This is a genomic window from Streptomyces sp. NPDC000345 (genome assembly GCF_042898825.1).
GTDB lineage: Bacteria > Actinomycetota > Actinomycetes > Streptomycetales > Streptomycetaceae > Streptomyces.
Genome location: NZ_JBIAZE010000003.1, coordinates 570,330 through 593,367, shown reverse-complemented (window position 1 = coordinate 593,367; position 23,038 = coordinate 570,330). Strand labels below are relative to the sequence as shown.

Below are 23,038 nucleotides of genomic sequence, written 5' to 3'. Positions count from 1 at the left end.
GCTCAGGACGGGGCGAGCAGCCGCTCCAGCTTGCCGAACCCCTGGGTCCAGCCCTCCTCGTGCAGGGCCCGGCGCCGTTCGGTGGCGAAGTGCCCCTGCGTGAGCACCAGCTCGGCCGCGCCGGTGCCCAGGTCGCGCAGTTCCAGCGTCACCACCGTCTCCCTGTCCTCGGGGTCGGGCTCCTCCCAGCGGAAGGTGTAGCGCAGCAGCCGCGGGGGGTCGACGTCGAGGAACTCGCCCGCCAGACGGAACAGGGCGCCCTCGGGCGGCTGCATGTCGATCCGGTAGGCCCCTCCCGGCCGGAGGTCGCTCTCCACGGCCGGGATGGTGAACCCGTCGGGCCCCCACCACCGGGCGAGCTCTGGCGGTTCGGTCAGGGCGCGGAACACGTCCGGGGACGCGGCGGGCAGCTCGCACCGCAGAATCAGCACCAGTCCGGCATCGCTCGTCATGACTCCATCGTGACCGCGGGTCCCCCCGCACGCACGTCGCCCTCCGGCCGGTGACCCGGCGGAGGGCGACGGACGGCGGGCGGGGGCGGGCCCTACGGCAGGTTGCGCGCCATGACGATGCGCTGGACCTGGTTCGTGCCCTCGTAGATCTGCGTGATCTTGGCGTCGCGCATCATGCGCTCGACCGGGTAGTCGCGGGTGTAGCCGTACCCGCCGAGGAGCTGGACGGCGTCCGTGGTGACCTCCATCGCCACGTCCGAGGCGAAGCACTTGGCGGCCGCGCCCTGGAAGGTGAGGTCGGCGTCGCCGCGCTCGGACTTGGCGGCCGCCGCGTACGTCAGCTGACGGGCGGCCTCGATCTTCATGGCCATGTCGGCGAGCATGAACTGGATGCCCTGGAAGTCGGCGATCGGCTTGCCGAACTGCTTGCGCTCCTGGACGTAGCCCTTGGCGTAGTCGAAGGCGCCCTGGGCGACGCCGAGGGCCTGGGCGGCGATGGTGATGCGGGTGTGGTCGAGGGTCGCCATCGCCGTCGCGAACCCGGTGCCCTCCTCGCCGATCATGCGGTCGGCGGGGATGCGGACGTTGTCGAAGTAGACCTCGCGGGTCGGGGAGCCCTTGATGCCCAGCTTCTTCTCCGGGGCGCCGAAGGAGACGCCCTCGTCGGACTTCTCGACGACGAACGCCGAGATGCCCTTGGAGCGCTTGGTGGGGTCGGTGACGGCCATCACCGTGTAGTACTCGGAGACGCCGGCGTTGGTGATCCAGCGCTTCACGCCGTTGAGTATCCAGTGGTCGCCGTCGCGGACCGCCTTGGTCTTCATGCCGGCCGCGTCCGAGCCGGCGTCGGGCTCGGAGAGGCAGTACGAGAACATCGCGTCGCCCTTGGCCAGCGGCGTCAGGTACTTCTTCTTCAGGTCCTCGGAGCCGGAGAGGATCACCGGGAGCGAGCCCAGCTTGTTCACCGCGGGGATCAGGGAGGAGGAGACGCAGGCGCGGGCCACCTCCTCGATGACGATCACCGTCGCCAGGGCGTCCGCGCCCGCGCCGCCGTACGACTCGGGTACGTGCACCGCGTGCAGGTCGCTCGCGACCAGCGCGTCCAGCGCCTCCTGCGGGAACCGGGCCTCCTCGTCCACCGCGGCGGCGTAGGGCGCGATCTTCGCCTCGGCCAGGGAGCGGATGGCGTCGCGGAGCATGTCGTGCTCCTCGGACGGGCGGTACAGGTCGAAGTCAGCCGATCCGGCCAAGATTGCTCACGCTCCAAAGACGCTGCGATTACCGACGCTAATTACCGTTAAGTAACTCAAATTTTAGAGCCCCCACCGCGCGTCTGACACGTGAGGTGGACAACAAGGGGAAGCCTTGGGGGGAAAGCGCCCGGTGAGGGGCTCCGGCCCGCCCCGATATGCTCGGGCGCGCACCCCCGGCTTATCTTTCCTGGAGCGTCCATGAGCCTCAAGATCACCGTGATCGGCACCGGCTATCTCGGGGCCACGCATGCCGCGGCCATGGCCGAGCTGGGCTTCGAGGTGCTCGCCCTGGACGTCGTCAAGGAGAAGATCGAGAAGCTGGAGCGCGGCGAGACGCCCATGTACGAGCCGGGGCTGGAGGAGCTGCTGCGGCGGCACGTCGCCGGGTTCGAGGGCTCCACCGGGCGGCTGCGCTTCACCCTGGACTGGGCCGAGGTGGGCGCCTTCGGCGATATCCACTTCGTGTGCGTGAACACCCCGCAGAAGCACGGCGAGTACGCCTGCGACATGTCGTACGTCGAGTCGGCGATCGGCTCGCTCGCGCCGCATCTGACCCGGCCCGCGCTCGTCGTCGGCAAGTCGACCGTGCCCGTGGGCTCCGCCGAGCGCCTCGCCCGGACGATCGCCGAGCTGGCGCCCGCGGGGGCCGATGCCGAGCTGGCCTGGAACCCTGAGTTCCTGCGGGAGGGGTTCGCCGTCGACGACACCCTGCACCCGGACCGGATCGTCGTCGGCGTGCGCAGCGAGCGGGCCGAGAAGCTGCTGCGGAAGGTGTACGCCACCCCGATCAAGGAGGGTTCGCCGTTCGTCGTCACCGACTTCCCGACGGCCGAGCTGGTGAAGACCTCCGCGAACTCCTTCCTCGCCACGAAGATCTCCTTCATCAACGCGATGGCGGAGGTGTGCGAGGCCGCCGGCGGTGACGTCGCCAAGCTGGCCGAGGCCATCGGTCACGACGACCGCATCGGCAAGAAGTTCCTGCGGGCGGGCATCGGCTTCGGGGGCGGCTGCCTCCCCAAGGACATCCGGGCCTTCATGGCCCGCGCCGGTGAGCTCGGCGCCGACCAGGCGCTGACCTTCCTGCGCGAGATCGACTCCATCAACATGCGCCAGCGCGGCCAGATGGTGGAGCTGGCGCGGGAGGCCCTCGGCGGCGGCCCCTTCCTGGGCCGGCGGGTCGCCGTGCTGGGCGCCACCTTCAAGCCGGACTCCGACGACGTACGGGACTCGCCCGCGCTGAACGTCGCCGGGCAGATCCACCTCCAGGGCGGCCAGGTGACCGTCTACGACCCCAAGGGGATGGAGAACGCCCGCCGGGTGTTCCCGACGCTCGGGTACGCCTCCTCGGCCCTGGAGGCCGTACGGGGCGCCGACGTCGTCCTGCACCTGACCGAGTGGCGGGAGTTCCGTGAGCTGGACCCGGCGGCGCTCGGGGAGGTGGCGGCGGCCCGGCTGATCCTCGACGGGCGCAACGCGCTCGACCCGGCGCTGTGGCGCAAGGCGGGCTGGACGTACCGGGCGATGGGCCGGCCCACGGCCTGAGGGCAGGGTGACGCCGGTTCGGCCGAGGCTCAGTCGGCCGAACCGGCGTCTGCCTGCATTCTGCCGTACCCGGGTGCCGTATGCCGTGTGAACTTCCTGTGGGTTACGCGGAACCCCCGGCAGGGCACCCGTCCCGCATGGCTTCCGAGGTGCGTCTCCGTTCCGTCGTGCTCGACTGTCCCGACCCGCGTGCGCTCGCGGACTTCTACGCGGCTCTCCTGGGCGGCACCCCCTGGGCCGAGGAGGGCGAGGAGGACTGGTACGTCCTCCAGGTCCCCGGCGGCCCCCGGCTGGCCTTCCAGCAGGTCGAGGGGTACACCCCGCCCGAGTGGCCGCGCGCCGACCGCAACCCGCAGCAGTTCCACCTCGACCTCGACGCCGGGGCCACCTGGGCGGAGATGGACGCGGCCCACGAGCGGGTGCTGGCGCTCGGGGCACGGCCGCTGGACCTGGAGGACCGGGAGAAGAAGGACTTCCAGGTCTACGCGGATCCGGCGGGGCATCCGTTCTGCCTGTGCCGGATCGAACACCCCTAGGGGGTGTCCGCTCAGCCGTCGAGCGACTCGATCGTGGCGTGGGACGGTGCGCGGGTGCTCTGCAGGTCCCGGGCGACGTCCTCCGCGGCGCCCAGCACCCGGACCGCGTTCCGCCAGGTCAGCTTGGCGAGGTCGGGCCGGGACCAGCCGCGGTCGAGGAGCTCCGCGATCAGGTTGGGGTAGCCGGAGACGTCGTCCAGGCCGGCGGGGGTGAAGGCCGTGCCATCGTAGTCGCCGCCGATGCCGAGGTGGTCGATGCCCGCCACCTCACGCATGTGGTCGAGGTGGTCGGCGACGGTCGCGACCGTGGCGACCGGACGGGGGTTCGCCTCCTCGAAGGCGCGGTGGACCTTCATCGCCTCGGGGGTCGTGTCCAGGTCGAAGAAGCCGTGGGCGCGCAGGTTCTCACCGGCCGCCGCCGTCCACTCGACCGCCGCCTGCAGGACGAACTTCGGCACGAACGTGACCATCGCGACGCCGCCGTTGGCGGGCAGCCGCTCCAGGATGTCGTCCGGGATGTTGCGGGGGTGGTCGCAGACCGCGCGGGCGGAGGAGTGGGAGAAGACCACCGGCGCCGAACTGGTGTCCAGGGCGTCGCGCATGGTCGTCGCCGCGACGTGCGAGAGGTCGACCAGCATGCCCAGCCGGTTCATCTCGCGCACGACCTCGCGGCCGAAGGCCGTCAGGCCGCCCGCTCTCGGCTCGTCGGTCGCGGAGTCCGCCCAGTCCACGTTGTCGTTGTGGGTGAGCGTCAGGTACCGCACCCCGAGCGCGTACAGGCCGCGCAGGGTGCCCAGCGAGTTGGCGATGGAGTGGCCGCCCTCGGCGCCCATGAGGGAGGCGATACGGCCCTGTGCGCGCGCCGCCTCCATGTCCGCGGCGGTCAGGGCGGCCCTGAGGTGCCCGGGGTGGCGGTCGACGAGCCGGCGGACGCAGTCGATCTGCTCCAGCGTCGCGGGGACCGGGTCGGGCCGGTCCGCGCGGACGTACACCGACCAGAACTGCGCGCCGACGCCGCCCTGCCGCAGGCGCGGGAGGTCGGTGTGCAGGTGGGCGGCCTGGGAGGTGGCGATGTCGCGGGCGTCGAGGTCGTAGCGGACCTGTTCGCGCAGCGCCCAGGGCAGGTCGTTGTGGCCGTCGACGACCGGGAACTCGGCGAGGAGTTCCCGGGCTGCCTCCAGAGAGCTCAAGGCCGTCACTTCCCGAAGCCGAAACCGTTGCCGGAGCCCTCGGCCCTGGCACGCAGCCGCTTGCCCTTCTCGGTGGCCTGGTCGTTCAGCTCCTGCTGGAACTCGCGCATCCGGGCCAGGAGGTCCTCGTCGTGGGCGGCGAGGATCCGGGCGGCGAGCAGGCCCGCGTTGCGGGCGCCGCCGACGGAGACCGTGGCGACGGGCACACCGGCCGGCATCTGCACGATGGACAGGAGGCTGTCCATGCCGTCGAGGTACTTCAGCGGGACGGGCACGCCGATGACCGGCAGCGGGGTGACGGAGGCGAGCATGCCGGGGAGGTGGGCGGCGCCGCCGGCGCCCGCGATGATCACCTTCAGGCCGCGGCCGTCCGCCTGCTCGCCGTAGGCGATCATCTCGCGGGGCATGCGGTGCGCGGAGACGACGTCGACCTCGTAGTCGATCTCGAACTCGTCGAGGGCCTGGGCGGCGGCCTCCATGACGGGCCAGTCGCTGTCCGAACCCATGACGATGCCAACAACGGGGCTCATTCGGTGATCGTGCCTCTCAGGTAGCCGGCTGCGTGACGGGCGCGCTCCAGCACGTCGCCGAGGTCGTCGCCGTAGGTGTTGACGTGGCCCACCTTGCGGCCGGGTTTCACGTCCTTGCCGTACATGTGGATCTTGAGCTGTGGGTCGCGGGCCATGCAGTGCAGGTAGGCGGAGTACATGTCCGGGAAGTCGCCGCCGAGCACGTTCACCATGACCGTCCAGGGCGCGCGCGGGCGCGGGTCGCCGAGGGGGAGGTCGAGGACGGCGCGGACGTGGTTGGCGAACTGGGAGGTGATCGCGCCGTCCTGGGTCCAGTGGCCGGAGTTGTGCGGGCGCATCGCCAGTTCGTTGACGAGGATGCGGCCGTCGCTGGTCTGGAACAGTTCGACGGCGAGGTGGCCGACGACGTCCAGTTCCTTGGCGATGCGCAGGGCCATCTCCTCGGCCCTCAGGGCGAGGGAGCGGTCCAGGCCGGGGGCGGGGGCGATCACCGTGTCGCAGACGCCGTCGACCTGCTGGGACTCGACCACCGGGTAGGCGACCGCCTGGCCGTGCGGGGAGCGCACGACGTTGGCGGCGAGCTCGCGGACGTAGTCGACCTTCTCCTCGGCGAGGACGGGGACGCCCGCGCGGAACGGGTCCTCGGCCTCCTCGGCCGAGTCGACGACCCAGACGCCCTTGCCGTCGTAGCCGCCGCGGACGGTCTTGAGGACGACCGGGAAGCCGTCGCCCTCCGCCGCGAAGGCGACCACGTCCTGCGGGTCCGTCACGATGCGGTGCCTCGGGCACGGCACGCCGATCGCGTCGAGCTTCGCGCGCATCACGCCCTTGTCCTGGGCGTGCACGAGCGCGTCCGGGCCGGGCCGGACGGGGATGCCGTCCGCCTCCAGGGCCCTGAGGTGCTCGGTGGGTACATGTTCGTGATCGAAGGTGATCACATCGCACCCGCGCGCGAAGTCACGCAGCGTGTCGAGGTCGCGGTAGTCGCCGATGACGACATCGCTCACGACCTGCGCCGCGGAATCCTGGGGGGTGTCACTGAGGAGCTTGAACCTGATGCCGAGCGGGATGCCTGCCTCGTGTGTCATACGAGCGAGCTGGCCTCCGCCGACCATGCCGACTACCGGGAACGTCACGCCCCCAGGGTATCGGCCACGCGGGCGTGGCCGGATCCCGCGCCCGCCGGGAGCGGGCCCACGCTTCTCACCGGGCTTTCGACCGGCTCATACCGGCCGTTTGCCGCCTTCTTCCCGACCCGTCGCCGACCTGTGAGGGGCGAGCACAGGAAACCGACAAGAGTGGTGGTTAGCATGGCTGGGTTGACGAAATCGAGACCCGGACGGGGGCCTGTACGACCATGGCACATGGTTCCTCGGGGCAAGGACGGCTGCGGCGGGTAGCCCGTGAGCTGGTCAAGTTCGGGGCGGTCGGCGGTGCCGGGGTGCTGGTCAACCTCGGCGTGTTCAACCTCGTCCGGCACCTGACCGATCTCCAGGTGGTGCGGGCCAGCGTCATCGCGACCGTCGTGTCGATCGTCTTCAACTATCTCGGGTTCCGGTACTTCACCTACCGTGACCGCGACAAGAGCGGGCGGACGAAGGAACTGACGCTGTTCCTGCTGTTCAGCGCGGTCGGGCTGGTCATCGAGAACGGACTGCTGTTCGCGGCGACGTACGGCTTCGGCTGGGACAGCCCGCTGCAGAGCAACGTCTTCAAGTTCCTCGGCATCGGGGTCGCGACCCTGTTCCGCTTCTGGTCCTACCGGACGTGGGTGTTCCGTGCGCTGCCGGCGAAGGAGGCCGTGGCCAGCGCGGAGTCCTTTCTGACGGAGGAGTCGCTCATCGGCGGACAGGCCCGCAAGGCCGAGCCCCGCCAGCGCGTCGGCTGACCCGCGGGACGGAACGGGCTACGGAGCGGGGGGCAGGACCCCTACCGCACCATCGGCTCATCGTCCTGCGACGTCCTCTTCTGGGGCGCCGTGCGGGAGAGGAACAGGCCGAAGACCGGCGGCTGGGCCTGGAGCATTTCGAGGCGGCCGCCGTCGGCCTCGGCGAGGTCGCGGGCGACGGCCAGGCCGATGCCCGTGGAGTTGCGGCCGCTGATCGTGCGCTCGAAGATCCGGGCGCCCAGGTCGGCGGGGACGCCGGGACCCTCGTCGGTGACCTCGATGACCGCCTGGTTGCCGGTGACGCGGGTGCGCAGGGCGACCGTGCCGCCGCCGTGCATGAGGGAGTTCTCGATCAGGGCGGCGAGGACCTGGGCGACCGCGCCCGGGGTGCCCACCGCCCGCAGGTGCCGCTTGCCGGAGCTGACGATGGCGCGGCCCGCGCTGCGGTAGGCGGGACGCCATTCGGCGAGCTGCTGCTGGATGACCTCGTCCAGGTCGAAGGAGACGGCGGAGCCGGTGCGCGGGTCCCGGGCGTTGGTCAGGAGGCGCTCCACCACGTCCGTCAGGCGTTCCACCTGCGTCAGCGCGATCGTCGCCTCGTCCTTCACCGTGTCCGGGTCGTCGGTGAGGGTGATCTCCTCCAGGCGCATCGACAGCGCCGTCAGGGGGGTGCGGAGCTGGTGGGAGGCGTCGGCCGCCAGACGGCGCTCGGCGGTGAGCATGCGGGCGATGCGTTCCGCCGAGGAGTCCAGCACGTCGGCGACCCGGTCCAGCTCGGGGACGCCGTAGCGCTTGTGCCGGGGCCGGGGGTCGCCCGAGCCGAGGCGTTCGGCGGTCTCGGCCAGGTCGGTGAGGGGGGAGGCCAGCTTGTTCGCCTGGCGGATGGCGAGGAGGACCGCCGCGACCACCGCCAGGAGGGCCACCAGACCGATGATGAGGAGGGTGCGGCCGACCTCGCGGGTGATCGTGGAGCGCGGCTCCTCGACCCGGACCGTCTCGCCGCCCTCGCCCCGCTCCTCGGCGTGGATGACCTCACCGGTGGGCCTGGAGCCGACCTCGATCGGCTCGCGGCCCGGTATGCGGATCACGGCGTAACGGTCCTGTGTGACCTGGTCGCGCAGGATCTCGGCGGTGACCTCCTCGGAGCCGAGCAGCCGGCTGTCCACGATGCCGACCAGCCGCACCGCCTCGGAGTCCACCCGCTCCTGGGCGCTGTTGCTGATGGTGCGGCTCTCGACGATGACCAGGGAGACGCCGAAGACGGCGATCACCACCAGCACCACGGCGAGCGTGGACTGGATCAGTCGGCGGCGCATGTGCTCGTGACTCTCAGCTGTCTCAGCTCTTCTCGAAGCGGAAGCCCACGCCGCGCACCGTGGCGATGTAGCGGGGGTTCGCCGCGTCGTCGCCCAGCTTCTTGCGCAGCCAGGAGATGTGCATGTCGAGGGTCTTGGTGGACGACCACCACGTGGTGTCCCAGACCTCGCGCATCAGCTGGTCGCGGGTGACGACCCGGCCCGCGTCCCGGACGAGGACCCGCAGCAGGTCGAACTCCTTCGCCGTGAGCTGCAGTTCCTCGTCGCCCATCCAGGCCCGGTGCGACTCGACGTCGATGCGCACGCCGTGGGTGGCGGGCGGCTGCGCGGGCTCCGCGGCGCCGCGCCGCAGCAGCGCCCGTACGCGGGCGAGCAGCTCGGCGAGCCGGAAGGGCTTGGTGACGTAGTCGTCCGCGCCCGCGTCGAGGCCGACGACGGTGTCCACCTCGTCGGCGCGCGCGGTCAGGATGAGGATCGGCACGGCGTGGCCCTCGGAGCGCAGCCGGCGGGCCACCTCCAGACCGTCCATGCCGGGCAGCCCGAGGTCCAGCACGACCAGGTCGATGCCGCCCTGCATCCCGGCGTCGAGCGCGGTCGGTCCGTCCTCACGCACCTCGACCTCGTACCCTTCCCGGCGCAGTGCGCGGGCCAGCGGCTCCGAGATGGACGCATCGTCCTCGGCGAGCAGTACACGGGTCATGCGCTGATGGTAGTCCGCACGGGGCACGGCCCGAAGTGTGATCGGCGGCCCTGTTTCTTACCCAGGGACATGCCGGACAAGCGGGGCGCCACGCCGTCGGCGCCGTTGGTACGGACCTACAGTCGGGTGATGGCAGGATGGTACGGACCTTCGAAACCCTCCCACGGTTCCTTGATCACCTGTGATCCGTGTCTCAAACCCTTCCATATCCGGCACTCTCCTGACGTATGGTGAGACAACGCCTGTAGCACCACGGGGACCTTTGGCGCACTTGACGCTGAGGGTCTCTTTTGTGTGCGGGCCGGTGCGGGATCCTTCCCCGTCGGCCTCGAAAGGAATGACCTCCGGCCGGGCCCTGCTCGCGCGACGCGCGTAGAGGCGTGGATCCCGGTGGTCGCCGTCCACCGCTCCGCGATCCGGGGCGGACTCCCCAGGGCGTGGGGCGGACGGAACGACCCGCCGGTGCCGGCCGCCCCCCACCGGGCGCGCATCCGCTCACGAACGCGTCCCGACCAGCAAGGAACGACCATGGCGTCCAGCCTGACGAAGGACTCGGTCCGTCCGGGCACCCCCGGCTCCGGGAAGACCTTCTTCGGCCACCCCCGCGGACTGGCCACTCTCTTCATGACCGAGATGTGGGAGCGCTTCTCCTACTACGGCATGAAGGCCCTGCTCCCGCTGTACCTGGTGGCACCGGGCGGCCTGCACCTGAGCGCGGCCACCGCGACCGCGATCTACTCGGTGTACCTGTCCCTCGTGTACCTGCTCGCCCTGCCCGGCGGCTGGTTCGCGGACCGTGTCCTCGGCCCCCGCAAGACCGTCGCCGTCGCCGGCGCGGTCATCATGCTCGGCCACCTCACCCTGGCCCTGCCCAGCGCCGGCACCTTCTACGCGGGCCTCGGCCTCGTCGCGATCGGTTCCGGTCTGCTGAAGGCCAACATCTCCACGATGGTCGGCCACCTCTACGAGGGCCCGGACGACCCGCGCCGTGACGGCGGCTTCACCGTCTTCTACATCGGCATCAACCTCGGCGCCTTCGCCGCCCCGCTGGTCATCGGCACCGTCGGCGAGAACGTCAACTGGCACCTGGGCTTCGCCCTGGCCGCCCTCGGTATGGCGCTGGGTCTGGCCCAGTTCCTGCTCGGCAGCCGTCACCTGAGCGCGCGCTCGAGCGTCGTGCCCACCCCGATGACCCCGGCCGAGAAGACCGCCACCCTGCAGAAGGCGGGCCTGTGGGCCGCCATCGCCGCCGTCTTCTACGGGATCGTCGGCTTCACCGGCCACTACACGCTGAACTGGCTGCTGGTCCCGATCACCGTCGCCGGTCTCGTCATCCCGGTCATGGTCATCGCCCGTATCAAGCGGGACCGGGACCTGGACCGTGCCGAGCAGTCGAAGATGTCGGCGTACATCTGGTTCTTCGTCGCCGCGGCCGTGTTCTGGATGATCTACGACCAGGGCGGCTCGACCGTGTCCCTGTTCGCCGACTCCTCCGCCGACAACACCGTCTTCGGCTGGGAGTTCCCGGTCTCCTGGTACCAGTCGGTCAACCCGGTCATGATCATGGCGCTGGCGCCGGTCTTCGCCTGGGCCTGGCTGGCGCTGGCCCGGCGCGGCAAGGAGCCGAGCACCGCGACCAAGTTCGCGATGGGCCTGGTCATGATCGGCGCGTCCTTCTTCCTGTTCCTCGCCCCGCTGGCAATCGCCGACGGCGGTCACAAGGCGGCCGCGATGTGGCTGGTCGCGATCTACTTCGTCCAGACGATCGGTGAGCTGACCCTCTCCCCGGTCGGTCTGTCGGTCACCACGAAGATGGCGCCCGCGAAGTACGCCTCGCAGATGATGGGTGTCTGGTTCCTGGCGGTCACCGCCGGTGACGCGACCACCGGTCTGCTGTCCATCGCCGGTGTGGACCTCAACAAGACGGGCATCGTGGCCTTCCAGGCGGTGCTCGCCGTGATCGCCGGTGCGGCGGTGTGGATGTACCGGAAGAAGGTCAAGCAGCTCATGGGCGACGTTCACTGATCGTCCGCCGACAGAGGGCCACTCCGTTCCCGGGAACGGAGTGGCCCTCCTGTGTTTCCGGCTTTCCCCGCGGGGGACCACTCGCGCGGTCCCCCGCGTGCCCGGTCCCGCCCTCAGGTGGGCCGCCTCACCTGAGACCCCTTCTTCCCGGCATGAAGGTGAACACCGCCGCGCCCAGCAGGACCGCCGTGCCGGCCACCAGGCCCAGTGCCTTCAGGGTGCCGTGGTCGCCGGCGCCCGTTTCGGCGAGGCCGCCGCTCGTCGTCGTGCTGCCGCCCGACGAGGAGCCGCTGCCGCCGGACGCGCCGCTCGCCTGTTCCTCGGTGGTCAGGGTCAGGGAGACGGCCGTGCTGTCCGGGGTGCAGGTGGTGGTCGTGCCCATGGCCTCGATCACGAGGACACCCGGGGAGAGCGTGGACTCGCCGCTCGCGCCGGGCTTGTAGGTGCCGGTGAGGTCCGGGATCTCGATCGGCCGGCCCTGGGGGATCGCCTCGGAGTTCAGCGGGCCCTCCACCTTCACCGTGCCCTCGTCGGCGCCGCCCAGCACGACCTGCATGGTCGGCTTGACCTTCTCGGCCGGGATGTCGATCGGGCTGTCCATCACCGACTTCTTGAACTGCACGGTGAGGTCGTAGCTCCCGCCGTCCTTCTTGGCGTTGATCTGGATCGGCGAGGTCGCCTTCTTCTCCCCCAGGGGCGACTGGCAGGTGTACGGGATGTCCACGACCTTGCCGGTGAAGTCGGTCTGGCCGTCGTCACCGCTCGCGCTCGTGGACGCGCTGGGTGTCGTGGACGTGCCGGGCGACGCGCTGCCGGACGGGGACTGGCTCTGGCTCGCGCTCTGGGAGGGGTCGGAGGACGCAGTCGAACTCCCCTCCCCCGCCGTCACCGTGATCGTCGCGGCCGGCTGGACGCCCTCCGTCGGCGTGCAGGTGGTGTTCGTCCCCAGCGCGTTGACGACGTACGCGTCCGGCGTCAGCGTCACCTGCCCCGCCGCCGTCAGCTTCAGCGTGCCCTTCATGTCGGACAGCACCATGTCGCCGCCCTTGGGGATCGCCGGGTTCTCGCGCGGGCCGGTCATCTCGACGCTCGTGGTCTGCGCGCCGGCCGCCTTGAGGGTGCCGGACGGCTGGACGGAGTTCGCCGGCAGGTCGATGATGTCGGGGTTCTTCGACGCGGCCTGGGTGAACCTCCAGACGATGTCGACGGTGTCGCCGACCTTCGCCGTGGCCGGCGCGGTGACGTCGACCTTGGTGGTGCCGTCGATCTCGGGCAGGCCCACGCCCGAGGGCGGCACGCAGTGGGTGGCGTAGGACACCTCGGCGGCCTGGGCCTGCCCCGCGGTCACGCCGAGCAGCGCGGCGGCCCCGGCGAACAGGACGGCGGCGCCCGCCGCTGCCGCGCTTCTCCGCCCGGCCCCTCGCGGGGGTGGTACGGCTCTCTCACTCACTGGGGTCCCTTCCTGCCGGGAGTCGTGGACTCGTCGGGTGGTCGTCGTGCGGTGCGGAGAGCCGGCCCGCCGCGGCCGGACCGGCGTCCGGCGTGAACCACGGCAGGGTCGTCGAGGTGGTGGGGGCCGGGGCGGGGCCGTCCTCCCGCTGCCCGCGAGAGGTCCGGCGGCTGCCCCCAGAGGTACGGCGGGGCCGGCGCGTCCGTGGCCGGACCCGGTCCACGACGGCCATCCCGATCCGGAACACCGCCGCCGGCACGACCAGACAGAGCAGGATCCAGAACAGGGTCACGCCCCAGGGGCGGCCCACGCCCCAGGGCTGCTCCGCGAGGACCTTGCCGCCGTACTCCAGGGAGACGGTGTAGTCGCCGTGGGCGCCGGCGGACAGCTCGACGGGCAGCTTCACGCGCGCCTTCCCGCCGGGCGCGATCGTGCCGCGCCACGGGCGCTCGTCCCATTGCGGGGCGAACACCCCGTGTGCGGTGCCGACCCGGAAGACCGGGTCCTTCACGGTCGTGGTGCCGAGGTTGCCGACGGTGAAGACGAGCGTGCGGGTGGGCGGCGCCCCGAACCAGGTGAGCAGCCCGCCGGAGCCGTCCAGCCGGGTGTCGGTGAGGACGGCGAGCCGTCCGTCCCCGTCCGCCTCCGCGGGCAGGGGTTCCACGGCGTGCCCGGCCACCTGGAACACCGCGTCGGCCTGCGCCTTCGCGCCGGTCGCGGTGGCCACGTGCACCACGCAGGGGCACGGCACCGGCGGCTCTGCCACCGGCAGCCGGCGGCTGAACCGTCCGTCGGCGTCGGTGGTGACGGCGCGGCCGTCGGCGTTGGCGCAGGAGTTGGTGCCGCCGATCACCCCGCGCGCCGGGGTCGCCTGTCCGCAGACGAGCAGCATCAGCAGGGTGCGCGGGCGCCACCCGCTGCCGCTGACGGCGATTGAATCGCCGGTGCCGGCCTGGGCATCGGAGAGGGTGACCGTGGGTTCGCCGGCCGCCGATGCCGGGGCCGTGCTCGTCAGCGCGAGCAGCGGCAGCAGGACGAGAAGCGGGAGAAGCAGGAGAAGAGGATGGACCGCCACCGCGGTCCGCGGTCTGCCGTTCACGTGCCCGCTCCCCTCGAATCGGCCTCGCGCCCGGGACCGGCCGCACCGGTCGGGTCGCAGACAGGCGCCGGCACCGGGCAGGGCCGGGGAAACGGGTCCGGCCCGTGCGGGTGGGGGGCGGAGGGCGTCGACGCGTCGGAGGTGTCTCCGCGCGAACCGGCCCGCGCATACGGGAGCCGGGCCCCGCCGGCGCTGCCCCCGCTGGAGGAGGACGCGCCCGACGCCCCGGCCGCGGCGCGACCGACCGGCCGCGTCCTGTGCCGCCGTACGACCACCGCGGCCCCCGCCACGACCGACAACGCACCCCCGGCCGCGCCCGCCGCGACCGACAGCAGGCTCCCGGCCCCCGCCGCACCCCACGGCACGAAGCGGGCCGACGCGTGTCCGGCCATGCCCTCACTGGATGTGCGTGTGCCCGGCCCAGCGGCCTCGGCGCGATCGCCCCGACGGCTCCCGCGACGCCGTACGACCACCACGGCCCCCGTCGCGAGCGACAGCACGCCCCCGGCGGCCCCCGCCGCGCCCCACGGCACGAAACGGGCCGACGCGTGACCCGTGGCCTGCGCGGCGCCGGGCGCGGTGACCGTCAGACGTACGGTGACCGCGTCCAGGGCGGGGCGGTCGGGCCACGGCTCGTCGAGCTTCAGCCGGCGGCCGGGCGGCAGCCGGACGGGCAGGGTGCGCGGGGCGCGGTCCAGTACGGTGCCGAGGACCCCGTCCGCGCGCACGGCGAGCCGGGGCACGAGATTCGTCGTACCCCGGTTGACCAGCTCGTACGTGATCCGGTCGCCGTGCACGGCCACATGCTCGACGGTCAGCGCGGTCAGCCGGGGGCCGCCGACCCGCACCAGCAGCCGGACGGTGACCCGGCGGCCCGTGGCCTCCCGTACGACGACCGCGCCGGTGCGGGCGCCGGGGGCCGCGTCCGCCGGAACCGTCACCGTGAACGGCACCTCGGCGCGGGTGCGGGCGGGGACCCGGACGGCGCTGTCGGCGAAGGCGACCGGGAGCCCTCCGAGGCCGGTGCCGCGCAGGCGTACGGTGAGCGGCCGGGTGCCCCGGTTGGTCACGGCGACGGTGTCCTGGAGCACCGACCCGGGCGCTCCCTCCGCGTAGAAGGACGGCCGTCCGCCGCCGGAGGGCGCGGCCGACCAGCCGGCGGCGGTGGCGGGGCCGGCGGCCACGAGCAGGGGCAGGGTCAGCAGCAGGGCACGGGCGGCGCGGGCGTACGGCATCGGCGGCTCCAGTGGCTCTTCTTGCCGGCTCTCTCGTGAGGGCGGGGGCGGACGAGGGCGGCGTCAGCGGGGCTGGTTCCGCCGGGTCAGCCACAGGACGCCCGCCGCCCCCGCGAGCAGCACGGTGCCGCCGAGGGTGCCGAGGGCGATCGCCGAGTCCTCGGGGCCGGTCTGCGGGAGTGCGCCGCCGCTGCCGCCGCTGTCACTGCTGCCCCCGCCGCCGCTGCTCCCGCCGCTCGACGCGGTCACGTCGAGGGTGAGGGAGGGGCCGGGGCTGTTGGTGGGCGTGCAGGTGGTGGTCGTACCGAGGGCCTTGATGGTGAGGATCCCGGCCGTGAAGGTGACCTTGCCGGTCTTCTTCGGGGTGTACGTGCCGCTCAGGTCGTTGATCTTGATGGGGGTGTTCTCGGGGATCGCCGCCTGGTTGGCGGGGCCGGTGACGGCCAGGGTGCCGCTGTCGGCGCCGCCCAGCTTGATGGTGGCGCTCGGTTTCATCGAGCCGGCGCCGAGTTCCACGGGGCTGGAGGAGACGCCCTTCTGCCAGGACATGGTGATCTCGTAGCCGCTGCCGCTCTTGACGCCCTTGATGTCGATCGGCGAGACGGCGCTCTTGTCGCCGATGGGCGTCTTGCAGGAGTAGTTGACGTCGACGACCTCGGCCATGGCCGCGGGGGCGGCCGTCCAGACCGCCGCCCCGGCCAGGGCCGCGGCAGTCGCGAGCGCGGCGGTTCGCTTCCGGTTCGGCACGGTCCCCTCATTTCCTGACGAGGCATCAGATCGAGCCGTCAAGGTACGCCCGGGGGGATGAGGAGGGAAGAGAAGAGGAGCGCCGGAGTTGTGACGATCCGGCGTGCGGGTTCCGGGGGTTCTGAGGACGCGCGGGGTCGGGGGGCGCAGGGTGGGGCTGTGACGGAGGGGGGCCGGGGGGGTGCCGGGGCGGGCGCCGTGTGGTCCGTGCCGGTCCGGCCGCGGGTGCCGGAGGTGCCCCCTGCCGCGATGAGTTCCGGCCGGTTCGCGGGTCTGATCCGGTGAGCACCGCAGGACGCCGTACGACGCCGATCCGCGCCGCGGCCCTGGAGTGCGGCGCCGGCCAGGGCGCAGCGCCGCCCCGGCTGCGGCACCGGGGTATGTGCGGCGCCGACCGAGCAGCGCACCCCCCGCACATGGCGGCCTCAGCCGGGAGCGGGTGCGGGCACGCCGGGGCGAGCCAGCGGCAGTGGCCGGGCCCGGACGGTCAGGCGGTCAGGTGGCCGGGCCCGGACGGCCGGGCCGGGGGCGGCCGGGCCGGGGGCGGCCAGGCGGCCGAGCCCAGGGCGGCCAGGTGGCCGGGTGCCGGCCGGGGTCAGGCCGGGGTCAGGCCGGGGCGCCCAGTTCCGCCCAGACCGTCTTGCCGGCGAGGCCGGGGCTGCGGACGACGCCCCAGTCCAGGCAGAGCCGCTGGACGATGAACATGCCGTGGCCGCCGGGACGTCCCGCCCGATGGGGGGTGCGGGGGGCCGGCTGGCCGGTGCCGCGGTCGGAGACCTCGACGCGGATCACCTTCTTGTCGCAGCCGAGGACCATCCGCTCCGGCCCCTCGGCGTGCAGGCACGCGTTGGTGACCAGCTCGGAGACGACGAGCAGCACGTCCTCCGCGGCGGCCCGCTGGTCGGCGGTGGCCGCGGGCAGCCAGCCCCACGCGTACAGCGCCTGACGCGCGAAGTCGCGGGCCGCCGGAACGACCCCGCTCACGCCGTCGAAGCTCAGTCTGCGGACCTGACGACCCGCCGGCTCCCCGGAAGCGCCGCCGGCCTCCGGCTCCTGCTCCGGACCGCGGTCGCCCGGCGAGTAGGACCGGGTGGTGCTCATCAGCGCTTCACCTCACCGATTCACCGGTTCACAATTCAACATTCACTCCAGCACAGAGTGCGGTACAGAGCAGTACGTGGCCCGTCGGCGTTTCCGTCGATGTTCCGTCGATGTGTCCGCCGGGAGTGCCGCCGACATGTTCGCGTTCAGGATGTCTCCTGCCCGACGGAACCGGTGGAACACCCCCGTTCACATCACAACGGACAGAGCGGCGATCCCGCCCGTCCGCCGCCGTCCCGGTCTCCCTCAGCCGTCCTCGTCGGCGAGCGCCGCGGCGAGAGTGTCATGGACGACGAAGACGGCGTCCGCTCCGGTGATCTCGAAGACCCGGGCCACGACGGGCTGCATCCCCGCCAGATGGACTCCGCCACCGGCCGCCTCCGCCTTCAGGCGCGCTCCGAGCAGGACGTTCAGCCCGGTGGAGTCGCAGAACTCCAGCCGCGAACAGTCCACCACCAGCCTGCTGAGTCCTCTGGAGAGGCACTCCTCAAGTGGTTCGCGCAACAGATCGGCGGTGTGGTGATCCAACTCACCCGCCGGAGTCACGACGGCACTGGAGCCCTCGTCCCGCACCTCGACCAGAAGCCGGCCCGACTGTGCGCTGCCGACCGTCCCGCCACCCATGCGTCTCTCTCCCGGGTTGCTCACTGCTTGGTGATTACCTGCCGACAGCCTGCTGAACCACCTGCCGGACGCCCTCGAACACTACGCCTTCGTCACGTGCTCCAACAGCCGAACAATCACGCACAAACGGACATAAGCCAACAAAACGCACTTGCGGAGGCCTCGGTAAAGCCGGTAGGCCTAGTAGGAACACGTAACCGACACGGCCGGCTTTGGAGGCGCCGCACACCGTAGTGCGCTCACTGGCTTCGGCAGCCATATGCCGAGAACGATGGAGGACATCATGTCACCCCGGCTCGACGCATCGCATACCCCGACAGCGACGTCGACACCCCCACCGGTTCAGGAACATCTGGATCCCATCGCGGAGCTCCCCGAGATTCCTCCGTACGAGGAGATCGGACAGATCGGCGCCGTCGACGCGCGCGCCCTGTCCAAGACGCTGTTCGAGCGGCTGGAGTCGCTCGAGGAAGGCACGTACGCATACTCGTACGTCCGCAACACCCTCGTCGAACTGAACCTCGCCCTGGTCAAGTTCGCCGCCTCCCGCTTCCGCTCGCGCAGCGAGCCCATGGAGGACATCATCCAGGTCGGCACGATCGGCCTGATCAAGGCGATCGACCGCTTCGAACTGTCCCGGGGCGTCGAGTTCCCCACTTTCGCGATGCCGACCATCGTCGGTGAGATCAAGCGTTTCTTCCGCGACACGTCGTGGTCCGTACGCGTCCCGCGCCGGCTCCAGGAGCTGCGGCTCGACCTGGCCAAGGCGGGCGACGAGCTCGCCCAGAAGCTGGACCGCTCCCCCACCGTGGCGGAACTGGCGGAGCGCCTCGGCCTCACGAACGAGGAGGTCGTGGAGGGCATGGCGGCGTCCAACGCCTACACGGCGTCCTCCCTGGACGCCCAGCCCGAGGAGGACGACGCGGAGGGCGCCCTCGCCGACCGCATCGGCTACGAGGACCACGGGCTCGAAGGCATCGAGTACGTCGAGTCGCTGAAGCCCCTCATCGCCGGACTCCCGCCCCGCGACCGCCAGATCCTCTCCCTCCGCTTCGTCGCGGGCATGACCCAGTCGGAGATCGGCGAGGAGCTGGGCATCTCGCAGATGCACGTCTCGCGGCTGCTGTCGCGGACCTTGGTGCGGCTGCGGAAGGGACTGACGGTCGAGGAGTAGGCCCGGCCGGCGGCAGCGGCCCGGCCGAGAGCGGCCCGCCGTGCCCGACCCGGAGGCCGAAGCCCCGCCGCCGGGGCCGTGCACAGCCCTGCGCACGGCCCCGGCGGCGGAGGCTTACCCCCGGAAACCTCCCCACGGCACCCCTCTCGCCACTAGGGTCACCTCCACTTCAGACTGACCGGTACGTCAGCGATGGTGAGGAGGCGGCTCGTGGTCCGTGCCGACGGAGACGGCGGACACGCCGATGACTCCACTGATTCCCCCGGCTCCCCCGGTTCGCCCGGTTCGCCCGAGCTGCCCGACTCCGGGGATTCGGACGCGCGGCTGACGGACCTGCTGCGGGGCGCGCCCGCCCGGGCGTACCCGGCGCTGCGCTCCCTGCGCACCCGCCACGAGCCCGCCGTCCTGGCGTACGCCAGGCTGTGCACGACGAGCGAACCGGCCGCACGCCGCCTGGCGGCGGAGGCGTTCACCCGCACGGCCCGCGAGACCGCGGGCGGCAGCGAACCGGGCGGCGCCTGGCGGCACCGGCTCCTGCTGCAGGCGGGGCGGGCGGCGGCGGACTGGGCCACGGACGACCGGGCGGGCGGCCTGGACCCGGGCCTGCTCCTCGTGCTCAACACGACCGCGGCACGCGGCGGCCCGCTCCCGCCCCTGCTGCCCGCCTTCCACTCGCTGCCCGCCCGCGCCCAGGGCCTGCTCTGGTACGGCGTGGTGGACCGGGAGGAGGCGCACCGGACCGCCGTACTGCTCGGTCTGACCCCCGAGGACGTGACGTACGGGATCGCTCCCGCCCTGCACGCCCTCGCCCGGGCCTGCCTGCGGCTGCGCCTCGCCGCCTCCGACGACCCCCGCTGCGGGGACTTCCGGCGGCTGATCGAGGAGGCCGTACGCCCGGAGGGCGCGAGGCGGAGCCCCGATCTGGAGACACACCGGGCGCACTGCCCGCACTGCGCGACGGCGTACGAGGAGCTGCGCACCCTCCGGAACACGCCGCGCACGGCGCTCGCGGAGGGATTGCTGCCGTGGGGCGGGACGGCGTACGTGCGGGAGGAGCGCGAGCCGGCGGCCGGGGTGCCCGCGGCGGCCCGGAAGCCGGTACGGCGGCCTCCGCGCCGGGTCGCGCTGGTGTCGGCGGTGGCGGGGGTGGCGCTGGTGCCGCTGCTGCTGTTCCTGCTGCCGTCGCACGACGCGGGGGAGGAGACGAGCGCGGTCGCGGCCCGCCCGTCGACCGCCCCTCCGGTGACGGTGACGGCGACGGTCTCGGCGTCCGCGCCCGCACCCGCCCCCACCAGCAAGTCGCCTTCCCCCCGGCCGAGTTCCTCACCGCCGCGCACCACCCCGCCCCCGAAGCCGGCGCCGGCCCCCACCCCGTCCCCGACCCGCGCGCCCGGCGGGACCTACGCCCAGGTCGTGAACGTCGCCACGGGCCGCTGCCTTGAGGTGGCCGGCGACTTCGCCAACGGCACGGACGTGATGACGGTCCCCTGCTCCTCCTCGCCAAGTCAGCGGTGGCGGGTGGACGCGGGGCGGGGCGTGGTCCAGTCGTACGCCGACCCCGACTTCTGTCTGGACAGCCGGGGCTCCGTGGACAAGGGGGTGGGGGTCTGGCAGTGCGCGTCGGTGGACGGACGCAACGGCGACAACCTGAGATTCACGGTGGACGCCGACGGGACGATACGACCGGCGATCGCCATCCTGACGGGTGTGACGGCGGCCGGGGACGGCGGGGTGTCGCTGGAGCCGCTGGACGGGGGCGGGGAGCAGCGGTGGCGGGCGGGGGCCGGCTGAGCCGCCCGCCAGGGGCCCGGACCGGCCCGGCACAGCGGGTGGCCTCTATTCGGAGTCGGGGTGCGTCTGTACCCGTCGGCCGTCGAAGAACTTCAGCTTGGGGCGGCCGGCCGGCGGCGGCGCCCGGGCGAGACGGGGCGCGGCCGCTGAACGGGCCGACGAGCGGTCCGGGGCCGACCGACAGGCGCGGTGCACCGGCTGCCCTCCCGTGGTGAGGACGAGCAACGCCTTGACGCTCTAGGACAGCCGACCTACGTTGTGGCTCTAGGTCGACTGTCCTACGACGGAAAGGGGATCACCGTGACAGCTGTGGCGACCCGTGAACAGATCGTGGCGGCAGCGGACAGGCTCTTCTACCAGCACGGCTACGAGCACACCTCGTTCGCGGACATCGCCGGAGCCGTCGGACTGTCGCGGGGCAACTTCTATTACCACTTCAAGTCCAAGGACGCGATCCTGGACGCGGTGATCGACGCCCGCCTCGCAGACACCCGGCGGATGCTGGAGCAGTGGGAGGCCGAGGCACCCACCCCGGCGGGCCGCATCATGCGGTACATCGAGATCGTGCTCACGAACCGCGCGGACATCCAGGACTACGGCTGCCCCGTGGGCACCCTGACCACGGAACTGGCCAAGCTGGAGCACGCCATGCTCGGCCGGGCCGGCCGTCTGTTCGCCCTGTTCCGCGCGTGGCTCCGCGAGCAGTTCGTGCTGCTCGGGCAGGCCGGGCAGGCCGACGAGCTGGCGATGCACGTGCTCGCCTTCAGCCAGGGCGCCGCCGTCATGCTCAACGCCTTCCGGGACGAGGCGTTCATCCAGCGGGAGGTCGACCGGATGCGCGACTGGCTGAGCACCTACGAGAAATGAGAAAGCACATGTTCGTGATCCTGCTTCGGTTCTCCGACAACTCCGGTTCAGCCGGCCGGTACATGGCCGGCCACCAGGAGTGGATCGAACGCGGCCTGGACGACGGGGTCTTCCTGCTGGTCGGCAGCATCCAGCCGGGCCTCGGCGGCGCGGTCCTCGCCCACAGCACCTCGCGCGAGGCGCTGCGGAAGCGCGTCGACGAGGACCCGTTCGTCGCCCAGGACGTCGTCACGGCGGAGATCATCGAGATCGCGCCGGCCATGGCGGACGAGCGGCTGAGCTTCCTGCTGTGACAGCGTCCGTTGATCCCCGGGGCCGGTCTCAGACCACCCGTGCGCCTCGCCTCCACACGCCCGACACGAGGGGCACGCCCGGGCGGTAGGCGAGGTGGACGTGGCTCGGGGCGTCCAGGAGGGTCAGGTCGGCGTGGGCGCCGGGGGTGAGGCGGCCGATGTCCGTGCGGCGCAGGGCCGCCGCCCCGCCCGCCGTCGCCGACCAGACCGCCTCGTCCGGGGTCATGCCCATGTCCCGTACGGCGAGGGCGATGCAGAAGGGGACCGAGGAGGTGAAGGAGGAGCCCGGGTTGCAGTCCGTGGAGAGGGCGACCGTGACGCCCGCGTCGAGGAGGCGGCGGGCGTTCGGCCACTCGGCCCGGGTCGAGAACTCCGCGCCGGGCAGGAGGGTGGCGACGGTGCTGCTGTTCGCCAGCGCGTCCACGTCGGCGTCGGTCAGGTGGGTGCAGTGGTCGGCGCTCGCCGCGTCCAGCTCGACCGCCAGTTGCACGCCGGGACCGTACGAGAGCTGGTTGGCGTGGATGCGGGGGCGCAGGCCCTTCTCCTTGCCGGCGGTGAGGATGGCACGGGCCTGGTCGCCGTCGAAGGCGCCCTTCTCGCAGAAGACGTCGATCCAGCGGGCGTACGGCGCGCAGGCGTCGAGCATCTCGCCGGTGACCAGGGCCACGTACGCGGCCGGGTCGTCGGCGTAGTCGGGGGGGACGATGTGGGCGCCGAGGTAGGTGACCTCCTCGGTGTGGGCGGCGGCGAGGCGCAGGGCGCGGGCCTCGTCGGCGACGGTCAGGCCGTATCCGGACTTGGTCTCGAAGGTGGTCGTGCCCTGGTGGAGGGCCTCGGAGAGGTAGCGGGTGAGGTTCGCCTCGAGTTCGTCGTCGCTCGCGGCGCGGGTGGCGGCGACCGTGGTGCGGATGCCGCCCGCCGTGTAGCCGCGGCCGGACATCCGGGCGTTGAACTCCTCCGTGCGGTCGCCCGCGAAGACCAGGTGGGAGTGGGAGTCGACGAAGCCGGGGAGGGCCGCGCGGCCGTCGGCGTCGACCCGGTTGTCAGTGGCGGGTGCTTTGCTTGAATCACCGGTCCACACGACGCGGTCGCCCTCGATGACGACGGCCGCGTCCCGGACCAGGCCGAGAGGGGAGCCGTCACCGAGGGAGGGGTCGTTGGTGACCAGCGTGGCGATGTTGGTGATGACGGTGCTGCTGCTCATCGTGTCCTCGGACGTGTCCTC

22 protein-coding genes are annotated in these 23,038 nt (G+C 72.2%); 8 read left to right on the top strand and 14 right to left on the bottom strand.

From position 1 onward, the window contains the following. Nucleotides 1-2 precede the first annotated feature (2 nt). Together ACFY30_RS10210 and ACFY30_RS10205 are read right to left on the bottom strand one after the other, a co-directional pair. Nucleotides 3-452 (bottom strand): SRPBCC domain-containing protein, encoded by a 450-nt coding sequence (locus tag ACFY30_RS10210; RefSeq protein WP_390844685.1) that lies wholly within the window; start codon nt 450-452, stop codon nt 3-5. A gap of 92 nt (nt 453-544) precedes the next feature. Then, on the bottom strand, nt 545-1,702 hold the full coding sequence (locus ACFY30_RS10205; protein WP_390659025.1) for an acyl-CoA dehydrogenase: 1,158 nt from the start codon (nt 1,700-1,702) through the stop codon (nt 545-547). Between the two features lie 201 nt (nt 1,703-1,903). Here ACFY30_RS10205 and ACFY30_RS10200 point away from each other — a divergent pair, with 201 nt between their 5' ends. Together ACFY30_RS10200 and ACFY30_RS10195 are read left to right on the top strand one after the other, a co-directional pair. After that, entirely contained in the window at nt 1,904-3,247 is a 1,344-nt protein-coding gene (locus ACFY30_RS10200; protein WP_390844683.1) for a UDP-glucose dehydrogenase family protein, read from the top strand. 137 nt (nt 3,248-3,384) lie between these two features. Then, nucleotides 3,385-3,783, top strand: coding sequence for a VOC family protein (locus tag ACFY30_RS10195; protein WP_390844682.1), 399 nt, complete (start codon nt 3,385-3,387; stop codon nt 3,781-3,783). A gap of 11 nt (nt 3,784-3,794) precedes the next feature. Here ACFY30_RS10195 and ACFY30_RS10190 read toward each other — a convergent pair whose 3' ends face one another. The 3 genes from ACFY30_RS10190 to ACFY30_RS10180 are packed head-to-tail and all read right to left on the bottom strand — an operon-like array spanning nt 3,795 to nt 6,639. Then, nucleotides 3,795-4,982: a dipeptidase gene (locus ACFY30_RS10190; protein ID WP_390844681.1), complete on the bottom strand. Its 1,188-nt coding sequence runs from the start codon at nt 4,980-4,982 to the stop codon at nt 3,795-3,797. Then, entirely contained in the window at nt 4,979-5,503 is a 525-nt protein-coding gene (purE, locus tag ACFY30_RS10185; RefSeq protein ID WP_390844680.1) for a 5-(carboxyamino)imidazole ribonucleotide mutase, read from the bottom strand. Before purE ends, ACFY30_RS10190 begins: the two co-directional genes overlap by 4 nt. Next, the gene (locus tag ACFY30_RS10180; RefSeq protein WP_390844679.1) at nt 5,500-6,639 is read right to left on the bottom strand and encodes a 5-(carboxyamino)imidazole ribonucleotide synthase; all 1,140 of its coding nucleotides are present in this window, start codon (nt 6,637-6,639) and stop codon (nt 5,500-5,502) included. Before ACFY30_RS10180 ends, purE begins: the two co-directional genes overlap by 4 nt. A 221-nt stretch (nt 6,640-6,860) precedes the next feature. Between ACFY30_RS10180 and ACFY30_RS10175 the strand changes: the two genes are divergently transcribed. Continuing rightward, on the top strand, nt 6,861-7,391 hold the full coding sequence (locus ACFY30_RS10175) for a GtrA family protein (protein ID WP_390844678.1): 531 nt from the start codon (nt 6,861-6,863) through the stop codon (nt 7,389-7,391). Between the two features lie 41 nt (nt 7,392-7,432). On the opposite strand, the gene ACFY30_RS10170 is transcribed toward ACFY30_RS10175, so the two are convergent. Both ACFY30_RS10170 and ACFY30_RS10165 read right to left on the bottom strand, forming a co-directional pair. Beyond that, nucleotides 7,433-8,707, bottom strand: coding sequence for an ATP-binding protein (locus ACFY30_RS10170; RefSeq protein ID WP_390844677.1), 1,275 nt, complete (start codon nt 8,705-8,707; stop codon nt 7,433-7,435). Nucleotides 8,708-8,729: 22 nt separating this feature from the next. Next, complete coding sequence (locus tag ACFY30_RS10165) at nt 8,730-9,407, bottom strand: response regulator transcription factor (protein WP_055720913.1); 678 nt, start codon at nt 9,405-9,407, stop codon at nt 8,730-8,732. Nucleotides 9,408-9,935: 528 nt separating this feature from the next. On the opposite strand from ACFY30_RS10165, the gene ACFY30_RS10160 reads away from it, so the two are divergent. Further along, nucleotides 9,936-11,432, top strand: a complete 1,497-nt coding sequence (locus ACFY30_RS10160) for an oligopeptide:H+ symporter (protein ID WP_390844676.1) — start codon at nt 9,936-9,938, stop codon at nt 11,430-11,432. Between the two features lie 127 nt (nt 11,433-11,559). Here ACFY30_RS10160 and ACFY30_RS10155 read toward each other — a convergent pair whose 3' ends face one another. From ACFY30_RS10155 to ACFY30_RS10130, 6 genes are all read right to left on the bottom strand, one after another. Further along, the gene (locus tag ACFY30_RS10155) at nt 11,560-12,810 is read right to left on the bottom strand and encodes a hypothetical protein (RefSeq protein WP_390844742.1); all 1,251 of its coding nucleotides are present in this window, start codon (nt 12,808-12,810) and stop codon (nt 11,560-11,562) included. 64 nt (nt 12,811-12,874) lie between these two features. After that, the gene (locus ACFY30_RS10150) at nt 12,875-13,936 is read right to left on the bottom strand and encodes a hypothetical protein (RefSeq protein ID WP_390844741.1); all 1,062 of its coding nucleotides are present in this window, start codon (nt 13,934-13,936) and stop codon (nt 12,875-12,877) included. 41 nt (nt 13,937-13,977) lie between these two features. After that, the gene (locus ACFY30_RS10145; protein ID WP_390844675.1) at nt 13,978-15,216 is read right to left on the bottom strand and encodes a hypothetical protein; all 1,239 of its coding nucleotides are present in this window, start codon (nt 15,214-15,216) and stop codon (nt 13,978-13,980) included. Between the two features lie 63 nt (nt 15,217-15,279). Beyond that, on the bottom strand, nt 15,280-15,963 hold the full coding sequence (locus ACFY30_RS10140; protein ID WP_390844674.1) for an LPXTG cell wall anchor domain-containing protein: 684 nt from the start codon (nt 15,961-15,963) through the stop codon (nt 15,280-15,282). Between the two features lie 606 nt (nt 15,964-16,569). Then, complete coding sequence (locus ACFY30_RS10135; protein WP_390844673.1) at nt 16,570-17,064, bottom strand: ATP-binding protein; 495 nt, start codon at nt 17,062-17,064, stop codon at nt 16,570-16,572. Between the two features lie 246 nt (nt 17,065-17,310). Further along, on the bottom strand, nt 17,311-17,688 hold the full coding sequence (locus ACFY30_RS10130) for an STAS domain-containing protein (protein ID WP_390844672.1): 378 nt from the start codon (nt 17,686-17,688) through the stop codon (nt 17,311-17,313). 283 nt (nt 17,689-17,971) lie between these two features. Here ACFY30_RS10130 and ACFY30_RS10125 point away from each other — a divergent pair, with 283 nt between their 5' ends. The 4 genes from ACFY30_RS10125 (at nt 17,972) to ACFY30_RS10110 (ending at nt 21,813) form a co-directional block, all read left to right on the top strand. Then, nucleotides 17,972-18,862, top strand: coding sequence for an RNA polymerase sigma factor SigF (locus ACFY30_RS10125; RefSeq protein WP_390844671.1), 891 nt, complete (start codon nt 17,972-17,974; stop codon nt 18,860-18,862). Nucleotides 18,863-19,072: 210 nt separating this feature from the next. Continuing rightward, nucleotides 19,073-20,653 carry a ricin-type beta-trefoil lectin domain protein gene (locus tag ACFY30_RS10120; protein WP_390844670.1) on the top strand — a complete coding sequence of 527 codons (1,581 nt, stop codon included), beginning with the start codon at nt 19,073-19,075 and terminating at the stop codon, nt 20,651-20,653. A 300-nt stretch (nt 20,654-20,953) separates the two neighbouring features. Next, entirely contained in the window at nt 20,954-21,520 is a 567-nt protein-coding gene (locus tag ACFY30_RS10115; RefSeq protein WP_390844669.1) for a TetR/AcrR family transcriptional regulator, read from the top strand. Then, nucleotides 21,517-21,813, top strand: coding sequence for a YciI family protein (locus ACFY30_RS10110; RefSeq protein ID WP_390844668.1), 297 nt, complete (start codon nt 21,517-21,519; stop codon nt 21,811-21,813). The genes ACFY30_RS10115 and ACFY30_RS10110 overlap by 4 nt, the downstream gene beginning before the upstream one ends. A gap of 28 nt (nt 21,814-21,841) precedes the next feature. On the opposite strand, the gene hutI is transcribed toward ACFY30_RS10110, so the two are convergent. Then, entirely contained in the window at nt 21,842-23,017 is a 1,176-nt protein-coding gene (gene hutI, locus ACFY30_RS10105) for an imidazolonepropionase (RefSeq protein WP_390844667.1), read from the bottom strand. Nucleotides 23,018-23,038: the final 21 nt, after the last annotated feature.